This is a genomic window from Nocardiopsis alborubida (assembly GCF_012396365.1).
GTDB lineage: Bacteria > Actinomycetota > Actinomycetes > Streptosporangiales > Streptosporangiaceae > Nocardiopsis > Nocardiopsis alborubida.
This window is the reverse complement of sequence record NZ_JAAXPG010000015.1, coordinates 149,630-162,829: the sequence shown is the minus strand read 5'-3', so window position 1 is coordinate 162,829 and position 13,200 is coordinate 149,630. Positions and strand designations below refer to the sequence as shown.

At 75.2% G+C, this 13,200-nt stretch carries 14 protein-coding genes; 11 read left to right on the top strand and 3 right to left on the bottom strand.

What is annotated here, in order from left to right; genetic code table 11:
- Positions 1 to 11: 11 nt before the first annotated feature.
- The 9 genes from HGB44_RS17270 to HGB44_RS17230 all read left to right on the top strand — a co-directional run bounded on the left by HGB44_RS17270 (position 12) and on the right by HGB44_RS17230 (position 8,554).
- Positions 12 to 1,022, top strand: a complete 1,011-nt coding sequence (locus HGB44_RS17270) for an ABC transporter permease (protein ID WP_061079028.1) — start codon at positions 12 to 14, stop codon at positions 1,020 to 1,022.
- Positions 1,023 to 1,048: 26 nt separating this feature from the next.
- The gene (locus tag HGB44_RS17265; protein ID WP_061079029.1) at positions 1,049 to 2,143 is read left to right on the top strand and encodes a zinc-dependent alcohol dehydrogenase family protein; all 1,095 of its coding nucleotides are present in this window, start codon (positions 1,049 to 1,051) and stop codon (positions 2,141 to 2,143) included.
- The gene (locus tag HGB44_RS17260; RefSeq protein ID WP_061079030.1) at positions 2,140 to 3,387 is read left to right on the top strand and encodes a hypothetical protein; all 1,248 of its coding nucleotides are present in this window, start codon (positions 2,140 to 2,142) and stop codon (positions 3,385 to 3,387) included. The genes HGB44_RS17265 and HGB44_RS17260 overlap by 4 nt, the downstream gene beginning before the upstream one ends.
- A gap of 68 nt (positions 3,388 to 3,455) precedes the next feature.
- Positions 3,456 to 4,211 carry an SDR family NAD(P)-dependent oxidoreductase gene (locus HGB44_RS17255; protein WP_061079031.1) on the top strand — a complete coding sequence of 252 codons (756 nt, stop codon included), beginning with the start codon at positions 3,456 to 3,458 and terminating at the stop codon, positions 4,209 to 4,211.
- 25 nt (positions 4,212 to 4,236) lie between these two features.
- On the top strand, positions 4,237 to 4,968 hold the full coding sequence (locus HGB44_RS17250) for a FadR/GntR family transcriptional regulator (RefSeq protein WP_061079032.1): 732 nt from the start codon (positions 4,237 to 4,239) through the stop codon (positions 4,966 to 4,968).
- Positions 4,965 to 6,110: a galactonate dehydratase gene (gene dgoD / locus HGB44_RS17245; protein WP_061079033.1), complete on the top strand. Its 1,146-nt coding sequence runs from the start codon at positions 4,965 to 4,967 to the stop codon at positions 6,108 to 6,110. The genes HGB44_RS17250 and dgoD overlap by 4 nt, the downstream gene beginning before the upstream one ends.
- A 17-nt stretch (positions 6,111 to 6,127) precedes the next feature.
- The gene (locus HGB44_RS17240; RefSeq protein ID WP_061079034.1) at positions 6,128 to 6,988 is read left to right on the top strand and encodes an SMP-30/gluconolactonase/LRE family protein; all 861 of its coding nucleotides are present in this window, start codon (positions 6,128 to 6,130) and stop codon (positions 6,986 to 6,988) included.
- A complete protein-coding gene (locus HGB44_RS17235) occupies positions 6,985 to 7,965 on the top strand; it encodes a sugar kinase (protein WP_082768221.1) in 981 nt (326 codons plus the stop codon). Before HGB44_RS17240 ends, HGB44_RS17235 begins: the two co-directional genes overlap by 4 nt.
- Positions 7,958 to 8,554, top strand: a complete 597-nt coding sequence (locus tag HGB44_RS17230) for a bifunctional 4-hydroxy-2-oxoglutarate aldolase/2-dehydro-3-deoxy-phosphogluconate aldolase (RefSeq protein WP_061079035.1) — start codon at positions 7,958 to 7,960, stop codon at positions 8,552 to 8,554. The genes HGB44_RS17235 and HGB44_RS17230 overlap by 8 nt, the downstream gene beginning before the upstream one ends.
- Before the next feature lie 124 nt (positions 8,555 to 8,678).
- Here HGB44_RS17230 and HGB44_RS17225 read toward each other — a convergent pair whose 3' ends face one another.
- Positions 8,679 to 9,650 (bottom strand): aldo/keto reductase, encoded by a 972-nt coding sequence (locus HGB44_RS17225; RefSeq protein ID WP_061079036.1) that lies wholly within the window; start codon positions 9,648 to 9,650, stop codon positions 8,679 to 8,681.
- Positions 9,651 to 9,966: 316 nt separating this feature from the next.
- Positions 9,967 to 11,352 carry a xylulokinase gene (xylB, locus tag HGB44_RS17220; protein WP_061079037.1) on the bottom strand — a complete coding sequence of 462 codons (1,386 nt, stop codon included), beginning with the start codon at positions 11,350 to 11,352 and terminating at the stop codon, positions 9,967 to 9,969.
- A gap of 292 nt (positions 11,353 to 11,644) precedes the next feature.
- On the opposite strand from xylB, the gene HGB44_RS17215 reads away from it, so the two are divergent.
- Both HGB44_RS17215 and HGB44_RS17210 read left to right on the top strand, forming a co-directional pair.
- On the top strand, positions 11,645 to 12,181 hold the full coding sequence (locus HGB44_RS17215) for a cysteine dioxygenase (protein WP_061079038.1): 537 nt from the start codon (positions 11,645 to 11,647) through the stop codon (positions 12,179 to 12,181).
- Positions 12,178 to 12,570: a rhodanese-like domain-containing protein gene (locus HGB44_RS17210; RefSeq protein ID WP_061079039.1), complete on the top strand. Its 393-nt coding sequence runs from the start codon at positions 12,178 to 12,180 to the stop codon at positions 12,568 to 12,570. The genes HGB44_RS17215 and HGB44_RS17210 overlap by 4 nt, the downstream gene beginning before the upstream one ends.
- A gap of 63 nt (positions 12,571 to 12,633) precedes the next feature.
- Here the strand turns inward: HGB44_RS17210 and HGB44_RS17205 are convergent, their stop codons facing one another.
- A complete protein-coding gene (locus HGB44_RS17205; protein ID WP_061079040.1) occupies positions 12,634 to 13,140 on the bottom strand; it encodes a winged helix-turn-helix domain-containing protein in 507 nt (168 codons plus the stop codon).
- Positions 13,141 to 13,200: the final 60 nt, after the last annotated feature.

Sequence of the window (13,200 nt, the reverse complement as noted above, 5' to 3'; positions counted from 1 at the left end):
GAGGTAGAGCAATGACCACCACCACGAAGGTCACCGGCGAGGCGGTCCCCGCCCGCGGCGACCTCATCGGCCGCTACGGCCACCGCCTCAACGAGATCGGCCTCCTGGCCGCCATCCTGATCCTCTACGTCGTCCTCGGACTCTCCGCCTCCGGGTTCCTGAGCCTGGACAACCAGCTCGGCCTGCTGCGCAACGCCGCCACGATCGGCATCGCGGCCTGGGGCGTCACCCTGGTGATCATCGCCGGGGAGATCGACATCAGCATCGGCCCGGCCGTCGCCTTCGCCTCGGTCATCGTGGCCAAGGGCGCCACCGAGTGGAACCTGGGCGTGATCGGCGCCATCATGCTCACCCTGGCCATGGGAGTGCTGTGGGGCGCCCTCGCCGGATGGCTCCGGGCCCGGTTCAACGTGCCCTCCTTCATCACCACGCTGGGGCTGTGGAGCGTCCTGGGCGGCCTGGCGCTGTACATGACCGACGCCCTCCCCGTGCCGCTGCCCCAGAGCGGCCTGCTCGACGTGCTCGGCGGCTCCGTCCTGGGCATCCCGACCGCCGCACTGGTCATGCTCGTGCTCTTCGCGGTCTTCGCCTACGTCGCCAAGTACACCGCCTACGGCCGCTCCGTCTACGCCACCGGCGGCAACGCCGCCGCCGCGCAGCTGGCCGGGCTCAACGTGGCCCGGGTGCGCGTCCTGCTGTTCGCCACCACCGGCCTGCTCTCGGCCATCACCGGCGTGCTGCTCGCCGCCCGCCTGGGCTCGGGCAACGGCGGCGCCGCGGCGGGGCTGGAGTTCGACGTGATCGCCGCCGTGGTCATCGGCGGTACCGCCCTCGCGGGCGGCCGCGGCTCGCTCGGCGGTACCTTCCTGGGGGTCGTCTTCATCACGGTCATCGCCAACGGCCTGGTGCTGCTCGGCGTCAACTCCTTCTTCCAGGACGTGGTGCGCGGCCTCATCATCGTGGGGGCCGTCCTGATCAACGTCGTCATCAGCAGGCGCAGCGCGGCCAACCGGCTCGCCTAGCCATCTCCGAACGGGGGAAACACAGCATGAACGCAACGGCCGCCGCCACCACGCCGCTTCCCGGGACCATGCGCGGGGTGCGCCTGCCCGGGGACTCGACCGCGGTCCTGGACACCCTGCCCGTGCCCGAGCCGGGCCCCGGACAGGTGCTGATCCGGGTCGGCGCCTCGGGCATCTGCGGCAGCGACATCGGGTTCATCTACCACGATCACAAGACGCACCGGGGGGTCGACGGCCCCGCCTACCAGGGCGTCGTCGCGGGCCACGAGCCCTCGGGCACGGTCGTGCAGGCCGGACCGGGCTGCCGCAGGTTCGGCCCCGGCGACCGGGTCATCGTCTACCACATCGCCGGGTGCGGGCTGTGCGACAACTGCCGCCGCGGCTTCATGATCAGCTGCACGGACCCCTCCCGGGCGGCCTACGGCTGGCAGCGCGACGGGGGCCACGCCGAGTACCTGCTGGCGGAGGAGTCCACCTGCGTCCCCCTGCCCGACGAGCTGTCCTTCGTGGACGGCGCGCTCATCGCCTGCGGGTTCGGCACCGCCTACGAGGGGCTGCGGCGCATCGGGGTCAACGGCGACGGAGACCTGCTCGTGGTGGGCCTGGGCCCGGTGGGGCTGGCGGCCGGGATGATCGGCCGGGGCATGGGCGCGGCCCGCGTGATCGGGGTGGAGCCCAACCAGCGCCGCCGCGAGTGGGCCGCCGGCCTGGACGTCTTCGACGCCCTGGCCTCGCCCGAGGAGGCGGCCGACGAGATCGCCCGCGTCACCTCCGGCCGGGGCGCGGCCACGGCCATCGACTGCTCCGGGTCGCGCCCGGGCCGCTCCCTGGCCCTGGAGAACGCCGCCGAGTGGGGCCGCGTCTCCCTGGTCGGCGAGGGCGGCACCCTGGAGACCGAGGTGTCGGACACCCTCCTGCACAAGCAGCTCACCCTGTACGCCTCCTGGGTGACCTCGCTGCCCGCCATGGCGGAGCTGTCGGTGAACCTGGTGCGCTGGGGCCTGTCCCCGGAGCGGGTGGTCTCCGACCGCTTCGACCTCGCCGACGCCGACGCCGCCTACCGCCTGGCCGCGGGCGAGAGCCGGGGCAAGGTGTGCCTGGTCAACGGGGCCGAGCGGTGAGCCGCCCCGTCGAGGTGCGGCGCGACGCCTCCGGGGCGCACGAACTCGTGGTCCTGGACAACGGCGTGCTGCGGCTGACCGCCGCCCCCGCCCTGGGCGGGCGGCTCCTGTCCGTGCGCCACCGCGGCCGCGAGCACCTGTACCGCAACCCCCGCCTGTTGGGCGACGACCTCCAGCCGGTGGAGGGCGTGGAGCTCGGGCCGGTGGACGGTCCCATGAGCGCGTGGAACAACGTCGGCGGCGACAAGACCTGGCCCGCGCCCCAGGGGTGGGACGGCCCCGACGAGTGGGCCGGGCCGCCCGACTCCGTCCTGGACTCGGGCCCCTACACCGCCGAGACCGAGACCGCCCCCGACGGCTCCGCCGTGCTCACCCTCACCAGCGGGGACGACCCCCGCTCGGGGCTGCGGCTCACCCGCCGCCTGACCCTGGCACCCGACAGCGCCGCCTACCGGCTGGACCTGGAGGCGGTCAACGTCTCCGGCACCGCGCGCCGGTGGGCGCTGTGGAACGTCACCCAGCTCGACGGCGGGCCCGGCGGGCCCAGCGGGCAGCGGGCCGGACAGCCGGGCGGACAGGACGGGGCCCGCGGGGTCTACGTGGGCGTGAGCGGCCCGGGCCCGCACACCGTGCCGCTCGTCGCGGGCAACGGCCGCCCCCGGGTGGTCGAGCACACGCCCTCCGTCGTGCGGGTCCCCCTCCAGAACGTGGTCGGCAAGGTCGGCTTCCCCACGGCCTCCGGGTGGCTGGCGGACGTGGGCGCCGGGGGCACCCTCACCCAGCGCTTCGCCGTGCACGAGGGCGCCGAGTACCCGGACGGCGGCTCCAGGGCCGAGGTGTGGCTCGAATGCCCCGTGGACCGACCGCTGGAGCACCTGGGCGGACTGTGCCCGGTCGACCGCGTCACCGAGGTCGAGGCGCTGGGACCGCTCACCGAGCTCGCACCGGGACAGGCCACGGCCCTCAGCGTCGAGTTCGGCCTCGGGTCGGGCACGGGGCCGGTGGCCGGGGTGACCCCCGACGGGTTCTGGAGCGAGGAGCCCCGCTGGGGCGCGCGCGAGCCGGGAGGGCGGCGCCTGAGCGGGGTCTTCACGTCCTCGCGTCCGGGCACGCTCGTCCACCCCGCGTCCGGCCGCACGGTCGCGCACACCCGGCCCGGCGAACCGGCGCGCTTCGACGCCCTGGTCCCCGACACCGACACCGACACCGCGCCCGCCGTCGTGTTCGCGCCCGACCGGGCCTGAGCACCGCGGCGCCGCAGAGCAACGACCGCTCCCGGCCCGGCCGGGGACGCAGCAGAGGACGGAACGACATGACACACACCAGGCACCGCGGAGTCACCGCCGTGGTCACCGGCGCGGCCCGGGGCATCGGGGAGGCCACCGCCCGCCGCCTGGCCGCCGAGGGCGCCTCGGTGGTGCTGACCGACCTGTCCCCGCGCCTGGAGGAGGCCGCCGAACGCATCCGAGCCGAGGGCGGACGCGCCCTGGCGGTGCGGGCCGACGTGAGCGACGAGGCCTCCTGGGACGGGGTCGTGGCGGCGGCCCGGGACGCCTTCGGGCCGGTGGGCGTCCTGGTCTCCAACGCCTACACCTTCGAGCAGGCGCCCGCCCACGAGACCACGCTCGGCTCCTGGGAGCGCCAGCTCGCCGTCAACCTCACGGGGGCGTTCCTGGGGGTGCGCGCCTGCCTGGACGACCTCTCCGCCAGCGGCGGCAGCGTCGTCATCACCTCCTCGGTCCACGCCTGGTTCGGGCTCCCCGGCCGACCGGCCTACGCCACCACCAAGGGAGGGCTGACCGCCCTGACCCGCCAGCTCGCCGTCGAGTACGGGCCGCGCGTGCGCGTCAACTGCGTGCTGCCCGGGCCCATCCTCACCGCGGCCTGGGAGGACGTGGGCGAGGAGGACCGCCGCGACAGCGTCGCGCAGACCGCCGCGGGCCGCTTCGGCGACCCTGACGAGGTCGCCTCCGTCATCTCCTTCCTCGCCTCCGCCGAGGCCTCCTACGTCACCGGCACGAGCCTGCCGGTCGACGGAGGGTGGAGTATCTACAAGGCGTCGTCGTGACGGGACGCCCGGAACGGAGGAAGTGATGGCGGCCTACTCGGGGCGCGGTGTGCACGGCCAGACGGTGCGGTTGCTGGGAGAACGCGTGCTCTCCGGACGGATCGGCGAGGGGGAGACGATCGACCTGGCCGCGCTCAGCGGCGAGCTCGACCTGAGCCTGACCGCGATCCGCGAGGCGATCAAGGTCCTGGCGGCCAAGGGGCTGGTCGGATCCCGGCAGAAGAAGGGGACGTTCGTGCGCCCCCGCGGCGACTGGAACCTGCTCGACCCCGACGTGGTCCGGTGGCGGATCGCCGCGGGCGCGGGCGACGTCTTCTTCGGCGAGCTGGCCGAACTGCGCGACGCCCTCGAACCCGCCGCGGCGCGCCTGGCCGCGCGGCGCCGCACCGACGCCGACGTCGCCGAACTGCGCGCGGCGCTCACCGACATCGCCGACACCGGCCGCGGCCCGGCCGAGGAGGCCGCTCGGGCCGACCTGCGCTGGCACCGCGCGCTGCTGGCGGCCACGCACAACGAGCTGTTCACCCGCACCGACGTCTTCTTCGCCGCGGGGCTCTCCGAACGCGACCGCCTGGTCCACGGGGGCGCCCACGACGACCCGGTGCCCACCCACGGCGCGGTCACCGAGGCCGTCGCCGCGGGCGACCCGCGCGCCGCCGAGTCCGCCATGCGCTCCCTGCTGGAGCAGGCACGGGAAGACCTCCTCCGCGTCACCGAGGACGACGCGGCCGTAGACGATCTGGAGAGATCTCAATGAGAATCACCCGTATCGAGACCTTCCTGGTCCCGCCCCGGTGGCTGATGTGCCGGGTGGAGACCGACGACGGCGTCGTGGGCTGGGGCGAGCCCGTGGTGGAGGGGCGCGCGGAGACCGTGCGCGCCGCGGTCGAGGAGCTGTCCGAACTCCTCCTGGGCCAGGACCCCGCGCCCATCGAGTACCACTGGCAGCGCCTCACCAAGGCCGCGTTCTACCGGGGCGGACCCGTCCTGTCCAGCGCCGTCGCGGGGCTCGACCAGGCGCTGTGGGACATCGCGGGCAAGCGCCTGGGCGTCCCCGTCCACCGGCTCCTCGGCGGTCCCGTCCGCGACCGGGTGCGCGTGTACGGCTGGGTCGGCGGCGACGACCCGGCCGAGCTGGCGGAGGCGGTCGCGGCCCGCGTGGAGTCCGGGCTCACCGCCGTGAAGATGAACGCGTCCGGGGTGATGGGGCGCTCGGCCACCGTGCGCGAGATCGACGGCGTCGTGGAGCGCCTGGCCGGGGTGCGCGACGTGCTCGGCCCGGACCGGGACGTGGCGGTGGACTTCCACGGCCGCTTCAACGCGGCCACCGCCCGCCGGGTCCTGCCCCTGCTGGAGCCCCTGCGCCCCATGTTCGTGGAGGAGCCGGTCCTGCCCGAGTACGGGCACCTGCTCGGCGACGTCGTGCGGTCCAGCCCGGTGCCCATCGCCACCGGCGAGCGCCTGTTCGGCCGGACCGAGTTCCTGCCCGCGCTCCAGGCGGGGGTCGCGGTCGTCCAGCCCGACCTCTCCCACGCGGGCGGGGTCTCCGAGGTGCGCCGGATCGCCTCCCTGGCCGAGACCTACGACGCCCTGCTGGCCCCGCACTGCCCGCTCGGCCCCGTGGCCCTGGCCGCGAGCCTGCAGGTCGCCTTCGCCACGCCCAACTTCCTCATCCAGGAACAGAGCATGGGCATCCACTACAACCAGGACGCCGAACTGCTCGACTACGTCCTGGACACCGAGGTCTTCGCCTTCCCCGACGGGCACATCCACCGCTCCGAGGCCCCCGGGCTGGGAGTGAGCGTGGACGAGGACGCCGTGCGCGCGGCGGACCGGATCGGCCACCGCTGGAGGCCGCCGGTGTGGAGCCACCAGGACGGGTCCTTCGCGGAGTGGTGAGGAAGGGAGTGACGCGCATGCTGTGCGAACCGTGGAGCACCGACCGCTTCGAACTGGGGGAGGGGCTGCGCCTGCGGGGCCGGGACCTGCTCATGGTGGACATCCTCACCGGCCGCCTCCTGCGGCTCGACCCCCGCACGCCGGGCCCGGCCGAGGTGATCACCGCCCTCGACGTCCCCCTGGGCGCGGTCGCCCCCGTCCGGGACGAACCGGGGAGGTTCGTCGCGGCGGCGGGCACGGGCGTGGCGCTGCTGGCCGGGGACGGCGCACCGGAGTGGTTGGCCAGACCCGAGGACGGCGCGGCCACGCCGATGCGGATGAACGACGGCTGCTGCGACCCGGGCGGGAGGTTCTGGGCCGGGTCGATGGCCTACGACGGCACCCCCGGGGCCGGTTCGCTCTACCGCGCCGACCCCGACGGCCGGGTCACTCGGGTCCTGGAGGGCTACACCGTCCCCAACGGCCCCGCCTTCACCGCCGACGGCACCCGCATGTACCTCGCCGACAGCGCCGAGGGCCGCATCGACGCCTACGAGATCTCCCCCGACGGCACCCCCGGGGCGCGGACCGTCCTCGCCCGGGTCGGGGAGGGGAGCCCCGACGGGATGCAGGTCGACGCCGAGGGGCACCTGTGGGTCGCGGTCTGGGGCGCGGGCAGGGTGCACCGCTACGACCCCGACGGCACCCTGGAGCGCGTGGTGGACCTGCCCGCCGCCCAGCCCACCAGCGTGTGCGTCGTCGACGCCCCCGACCCCCGGCTGTTCGTCACCTCCGCCGCGATCGGCCTCGACCGCCCCGGGCCCGGCGACGGCGCCCTCTTCTCGGTGCCCGTGGACGTCTCCGCCCCGGCGGCCCAGACCTTCGGAGGAAACCCGTGACGCCCCAGGTCACCTGTGTCGGCGAGACCATGCTCCTGCTCACCGCCACCGAGCCGGTCCCCCTGGACGGCGCCCCGCTCCTGTCCATGGGCACCGCGGGCGCGGAGTCCAACGTCGCGTGCGCCCTGGCCGCCCTCGGGCACCGGGCCGCCTGGCTCAGCGGCGTGGGTGACGACCCCTTCGGACGGGTCGTCACCCGGAGCCTGCGCGAACACGGCGTGGACGTGTCCGGCGTGCGGACCGACCCCGACCGGCCCACCGGCCTGCTGGTCAAGGACCCCTCGCCCTCGGGCAGCGCGGTCCACTACTACCGCGCGGGGTCGGCCGCCTCGGCAATGGGCCCCGAACTGGCCGGGCACCCCCTCGTCCGCACGGCGGGGGCGGTGCACCTGTCGGGGGTCACCCCGGCGCTCTCGCCCGGCTGCGACGCCCTGGCCGAACGCCTGCTGGCCGACCCGGACCTGACGGTGAGCTTCGACGTCAACCACCGGCCCCGCCTGTGGAAGGAGGGGCAGGCGGCCCCCCGCCTGCTGGAGCTGGCCCGGCTCGCCGACGTCGTCCTCGTCGGCAGGGACGAGGCCGAGGAGCTGTGGGGCACCCCCACCGCCCGTGACGTCCGCGCGCTCCTGCCCGACGTGGAGCGCCTGGTGGTCAAGGACGCCGAGCACGGCGCCACCGAGTTCCGCGGCGGGAGCGAGGAGTACGTGCCCGCTCCGGCGGTGGAGGTCGTCGACCCGGTGGGAGCCGGGGACGCCTTCGCCGCCGGTTACCTGGCCGGAGGGCTGCGCGGCCTCGACGGGCGGGGGCGCCTGCGGCTGGGGCACCTGTGCGCGGGGCGCGTCCTGCGGGTGGTGGGCGACCTCGCCGACCCGCCCCCGGCACGGCAGGTGGACGAACTGCTCAGGGTTCCCGACGACCGGTGGACCGACCAGGCTTCGGCGGCCGTGGCCGCAGTGAGAGGAGACGGACATGAGTGACCAGGGACTGGACGGACTGTTCGGGGGGCACCGCGTACTGGCGATCCTGCGGGGCATGCCCGTGGACACCACGGTCGAACTGGCCGAGCGCGCGTGGGACCTGGGCGTCACCGCGGTCGAGGTGCCCGCACGCGACGCCCTCGGCCTGGAGGCGCTGCGCGCGACCGTCAGGGCCGGGGCCGAGCGCGGCCACCCCGTGGGCGCGGGCACGGTGATCTCCCCCGAGCAGGTGCGCGCCGTGGCCGGGGCCGGCGCCGCCTTCACCGTCGCGCCGGGCTTCGACCCGGAGGTCATGGCCGCCTCGGAGGCGGCGGGGATGCCCCACCTGCCCGGCGTGGCCACGCCCAGTGACGTCCAGGGCGTGCTCAGGGCGGGCGGCCGCTGGGTGAAGGCCTTCCCCGCCACGTCGCTCGGCACGGCGTGGTTCCGCGCCATGCACGGCCCCTTCCCCGAGGTGCGGATCGTGGCCACCGGCGGCATGGACGCCCGCAACGCACGCGAGTACCTCGACGCGGGGGCGCGGATGGTGGCGGTCGGCTCGGCGCTGGCCGACCCCGAGCAGATCCCCCTCCTCGCCGAACTCGTCTGAACGCGCCCGGGGAGCGGTCCGGGCCCCGGGCCCCCGGGTTCCTGGGAGCCCGGGCCCGGGCTCCCAGGGCGCGTCTGGCGGATGCCGTCCGTCGCGTGGCGGGCACGTGCCCGCCGGAGACGCCTCAGGCGCCCTCGGGCGGCTCCGGGTCGGTGGCCCCGGTCAGCAGGGCCGCGGACTCCCCGTCCAACCGCAGGTGGTTGGCGGGCAGGAGGTCGGCCAGCTGGCCGGTGTCGCGTGCGCTGGCCAGCACCGAGGCCACGGACGGGCGGTCCGCCAGCCACGCCAGCGCCACGGCCGCGGGGGAGGCCCCGCAGCGCTCGGCGACCGCGTCCAGGGCGTCGAGCACCCGCCGCCCGCGCGGTTCGTCCAGGTAGGCGCGGGCCTTCCCCGCGCGCGGGCTGTCCACGTCGGCGGAGCCCGGCCGGTACTTGCCGGTGAGGAAGCCGCGGGCCAGGCCGAAGTAGGGCAGCAGCGCCAGGCCGCGCTCGCGCGCCAGCGGCACCAGGTCCGCCTCGATCCCGCGTTCCACCAGGTTGTACAGGGGCTGCACGCACACCGGGGCGTGCAGCCCCCGCTCCTCGCACACGTCCAGCCACGCACGGATCCGGCCGGGCTTGTGGTTGGACAGCCCCACGTGGCGCACCACGCCCTCGTCCACCAACTCGGAGAAGGCCTCGGCGCTCTCGGCCAGCGGCGTCTCGGCGTCGTCGAAGTGCGCGTAGTACAGGTCGATGGTCTCCACGCCCAGCCGTTCGAGCGAGGCCTTCGCCGCCGCCTTGACGTTGGACGCGGACAGGCCGCGGAAGTCGGGGTGCTCGCTGACCTTCGTGGCGATCACCATGTCCGAGGGGCGTCCGCGCGAGGCGAGCCAGCGGCCGATGACCGTCTCCGACTCGCCGCCCCGGTGGCCCTCGACCCACGCGGAGTAGGAGTCGGCGGTGTCGAGGAAGTTCCCGCCCGCCGCGGTGTAGGCGTCCAGGATCTGGAAGGAGGCGTGCTCGTCCGCGGTCCAGCCGAAGACGTTCCCGCCCAGGCACAGGGGGGACACGCGCAGGGACGACTCTCCCAGTTGGCGAAGCCGTACGTGGTTCATGCTCACCCTGCCTTCCGTCGAGTGGTGGATGCGCCGACAGGCTAGACCCGCGGGTGCCGCGAACCGGTGTTTCCTCCCTTCTCGGGGTGTCACACCGGGCGGCCGTTCGGCAGGGGAGAACACCGCCATGGGTGTTTTCATCCGCGCGGGTCGTCGCCGCGGCCCGCGGAGAGGGCGGGGCCGGACTCCTCAGGCCCGTTCCCACGGTGCGACGGCGGTACCGGTGCTGCCTGCGCCCCGGTGCCCGTTCGCCGGGCGCGGTCCCGACCGGGCGCCCGGACAAGGCCCGGCAGCGGGCCCTGTCCGGAAGCGGGCTCTACACGCCGTGGGCGGAGCGGCGCGCCTCGGCGTAGCGCTCGCGCACGTGCGGCGCGTCCACGGGCTCGGCGAAGACCTCCGGCTCGCCGAGGTCCCAGGTCGGCGCCTCGGCGGTCCCCGCCAGCGTCCACGCCGCCTGCCGGGCGGCGCCCACGGCCACGTACTCGGCGGGCCGCGGCACGACCACCTGTGCGCCCAGGACGGTCGGCGCGACCGCGCGCACGGCGGCCGACTGGGCCGCCCCGCCCACGAGCAGCACCCGGCTGACCGGGATCCCGGTGTCGGTCATCGCGGACAGCCCGTCGGCCAGTCCGCACAGCATGCCCTCCACCGCCGCGCGGGCGATGTTCTCCGGGCGCATGTTGGACCGGCGCAGCCCGTGCAGCGACCCCGCGGCGTCGGGCAGCACCGGAGTGCGCTCGCCGTCCAGGTAGGGCAGCAGCACGACGCCCTCGGCACCCGGCTCGGCGGCCAGCGCCAGCTCGTCCAGCCCCGCCAGGTCCACGCCCAGCATCGCGGCGGTGGCGCCGAGCACCCGCGCCGCGTTCAGGGTGCACACCAGCGGCAGGTAGCGGCCCGTCGCGTCGGCGTACCCGCAGATGATGCCGCTGGGGTCCTGCGTGGAGCCCTCGCTCACGGCGAACACGGTGCCGCTGGTGCCCAGCGAGACCACCGCGTCCCCCGGACGCAGCCCCAGGCCCAGGGCGCTGCCCATGTTGTCCCCGGTTCCCGGGGCCACCAGCGCGCCCGAGGGAGTGTGTCCCACGGCCTCGGCCGGTTCGGCCACGCGCGGCACCCGGACCTCGCGCCCGAACGCCCGCGCCAGCAGGTCGGGGCGGTAGGCGTTGTCGGTCGCCGACCAGTAACCCGTGCCCGAGGCGTCGCCCCGGTCCGTGGTGGGCTCGGCCCCGGCCCCGGCCAACCGCCAGGTGAGCCAGTCGTGGGGGAGCATCACCGCGGTCGTGCGGTCGGCGTGCTCGGGCTCGTGCCGGGCCAGCCAGCGCAGCTTGCTCACCGTCAGGCTGGCGTTGGGCACGTTGTCCACGGCCTTGGCCCACTCGGCGGGGCCGCCCAGCTCCTCGATCAGGTCCAGGGCGGTCCCGGCCGAACGGGTGTCGTTCCACAGCAGCGCCGGGCGGACCACCGCGCCGACCTCGTCCACGGCGACCATGCCGTGCTGCTGTCCGGCGACGGAGACGGCGGCCACGTCGTCGAGCAGGCCGGAGGAGGCCTCCTGCAGGGCCGACCACCAGGCGTCGGGGTGGACCTCGGTCCCGTCGGGATGCGGGGCGCGGGCCTCGCGCACCACCGCGCCGCTGTCGGCGTCGCAGACCACGACCTTGCAGGACTGGGTCGAGCTGTCGATTCCGGCGACCAGGGGCATGGTTCTCGCTCCGTGAGGGCAGGGTGGGGTGGCAACCCCCACAACCTAGAGGATCGGGGCGGGTGCTGGAAAGCGTTGTCACTGTCCGTTGTCCCGTTGTGACCGTTTTCCGTCGCGGCGCCCCGCGGCGCGTCGCCCTTTAGTCAACTAAACAAGTAGGGAATGTGGTTAACTGCGGTCATGGCAGTCAGCGCACCACCACAGCATCCGCGGGCGGCCGTCTTCGACGAGCGGTGTCGGCGGCCCGTGTGACCGACTAGGGACCGCCCACGACCTTCCGAAGGACCACGCCATGACCGACACCGCAGCAGCGCCCGCCGCGGCGCCCACCCCGCTCACCCTGGACCGCCTGTCCGAGCTGACCGCAGAGGTCGCCCGGGAGGTCCGCGAGGGGCTCCACGAGGTCCGCTTCGACGCCGAGAACCGCTGGTCGGTCCGGCTGCGCGCCGACGACCACACCGACGTCTGGCTGATCTCCTGGACCCCCGACCAGTCCACGCGCCTGCACGACCACGCCGGTTCGCTCGGCGCGCTCACGGTCGTCGCCGGGGACCTGGTGGAGCGGTACTGGGACGCCGGGCTGCGCGAGCGCGCCCTGCCCGACGGCGGGGGAGGCCGCTTCCCGCTCGGCCACGTGCACGACGTCGTCAACGCCTCCGACTCGCCCGCCGTGAGCGTGCACGCCTACTCGCCGCCGCTGACCGCCATGCACTACTACGGGGTCGGCGGTGACGGGGCGCTGCGCCGCACCCGGAGCGTCCTGACCACCGCCCCCGAGCCGGGCGCCCCCGTCCTGGAGGGCATACCCGGCGGGGGAGGCCGCCGGTGAGCGCCGTCCAACGGCTCCTGGAGAGCGGACGCGCCCGCCTGGACCGGCTCTCGCCCGCCGAGGCGCTGGCGGCCCAGCGCGCGGGCGCCCTGCTGGTCGACACCCGCCCCGCCGCCAACCGCGAGGCCGAGGGGGAGGTCCCCGGCGCGCTGGTGATCGACCGCAACGTGCTGGAGTGGCGGCTCGACCCCACCAGCCCGGACCGGGTCCCCGAGGCCGACTCCGCCGACCGGCTCATCGTGCTGTTCTGCAACGAGGGCTACGCCTCCAGCCTGGCCGCCGTCCAGCTCCAGGAGCTCGGCCTGACCCGGGCCACCGACATGGTCGGCGGCTACCGCTCCTGGCGGGCCCGGGGGCTGCCCGTCACCGGGCCCGCGCCCGGCGGCTGACACCCCGGCCCCCGACCCGGTCCCCGCCGCGCGGCCCCGCTCCCGGGGCCGCGCGAGGGCGTCTCAGCCTCCGGCGGCGGACGCCGACGCCGAAGGCCCCTCGTAGACGTAGCCGACCCTGCGCACGGTGGTGATGAGACCCCCGGCGGGGCCGAGCTTGCGGCGCAGCCGGTGGACGTGCACGTCGATCGTGCGCGTGCTCTGTCCCTTCCGTGCGCTCCACACCCGCTCCAACAGCTCCTCACGGGGGATGGCGCGCCCGGGAGAGGCGGTCAGGCAGTCCAGCAGCTCGTACTCCTGGTAGGTCAGCTCGACCTCCCGTCCGCCGGACCAGACCCGGCGGGCGCCGCGGTCCACGAGCAGTCCGGCGCGCACGCGGGGCGGCGGCCGGTCGGGTGTGCGCGGCTCGTCCACGACGACGCCGTAGACCAGCATGTACCTGTCGCCGTCGGGCAGCGGCAGCACGCCGAGGAGCGAGTGCTCGGAGCCGGGTCCACCGGCCGGGGACGGCGGTTTCCAGGGCGGTGCGGGGACGGGTGGTGCGCCGAGGGGGCTGTGTGCGCTGGGCATGTCACCATGATGCGCCCATGATCATATAATTTCTACCTGTTAAGTAGGGAATATGGTTCG

Bases quoted from the DNA above. Each gene is read 5' to 3' on its own strand.
- HGB44_RS17255 (WP_061079031.1), top strand. From the start codon at position 3,456: ATGACACACACCAGGCACCGCGGAGTCACCGCCGTGGTCACCGGCGCG.
- HGB44_RS17250 (WP_061079032.1), top strand. From the start codon at position 4,237: ATGGCGGCCTACTCGGGGCGCGGTGTGCACGGCCAGACGGTGCGGTTG.
- HGB44_RS17240 (WP_061079034.1), top strand. From the start codon at position 6,128: ATGCTGTGCGAACCGTGGAGCACCGACCGCTTCGAACTGGGGGAGGGG.
- dgoD (WP_061079033.1), top strand. From the start codon at position 4,965: ATGAGAATCACCCGTATCGAGACCTTCCTGGTCCCGCCCCGGTGGCTG.
- HGB44_RS17265 (WP_061079029.1), top strand. From the start codon at position 1,049: ATGAACGCAACGGCCGCCGCCACCACGCCGCTTCCCGGGACCATGCGC.
- HGB44_RS17215 (WP_061079038.1), top strand. From the start codon at position 11,645: ATGACCGACACCGCAGCAGCGCCCGCCGCGGCGCCCACCCCGCTCACC.
- HGB44_RS17230 (WP_061079035.1), top strand. From the start codon at position 7,958: ATGAGTGACCAGGGACTGGACGGACTGTTCGGGGGGCACCGCGTACTG.
- HGB44_RS17270 (WP_061079028.1), top strand. From the start codon at position 12: ATGACCACCACCACGAAGGTCACCGGCGAGGCGGTCCCCGCCCGCGGC.
- HGB44_RS17225 (WP_061079036.1), bottom strand. From the start codon at position 9,650: ATGAACCACGTACGGCTTCGCCAACTGGGAGAGTCGTCCCTGCGCGTG.
- xylB (WP_061079037.1), bottom strand. From the start codon at position 11,352: ATGCCCCTGGTCGCCGGAATCGACAGCTCGACCCAGTCCTGCAAGGTC.
- HGB44_RS17205 (WP_061079040.1), bottom strand. From the start codon at position 13,140: ATGCCCAGCGCACACAGCCCCCTCGGCGCACCACCCGTCCCCGCACCG.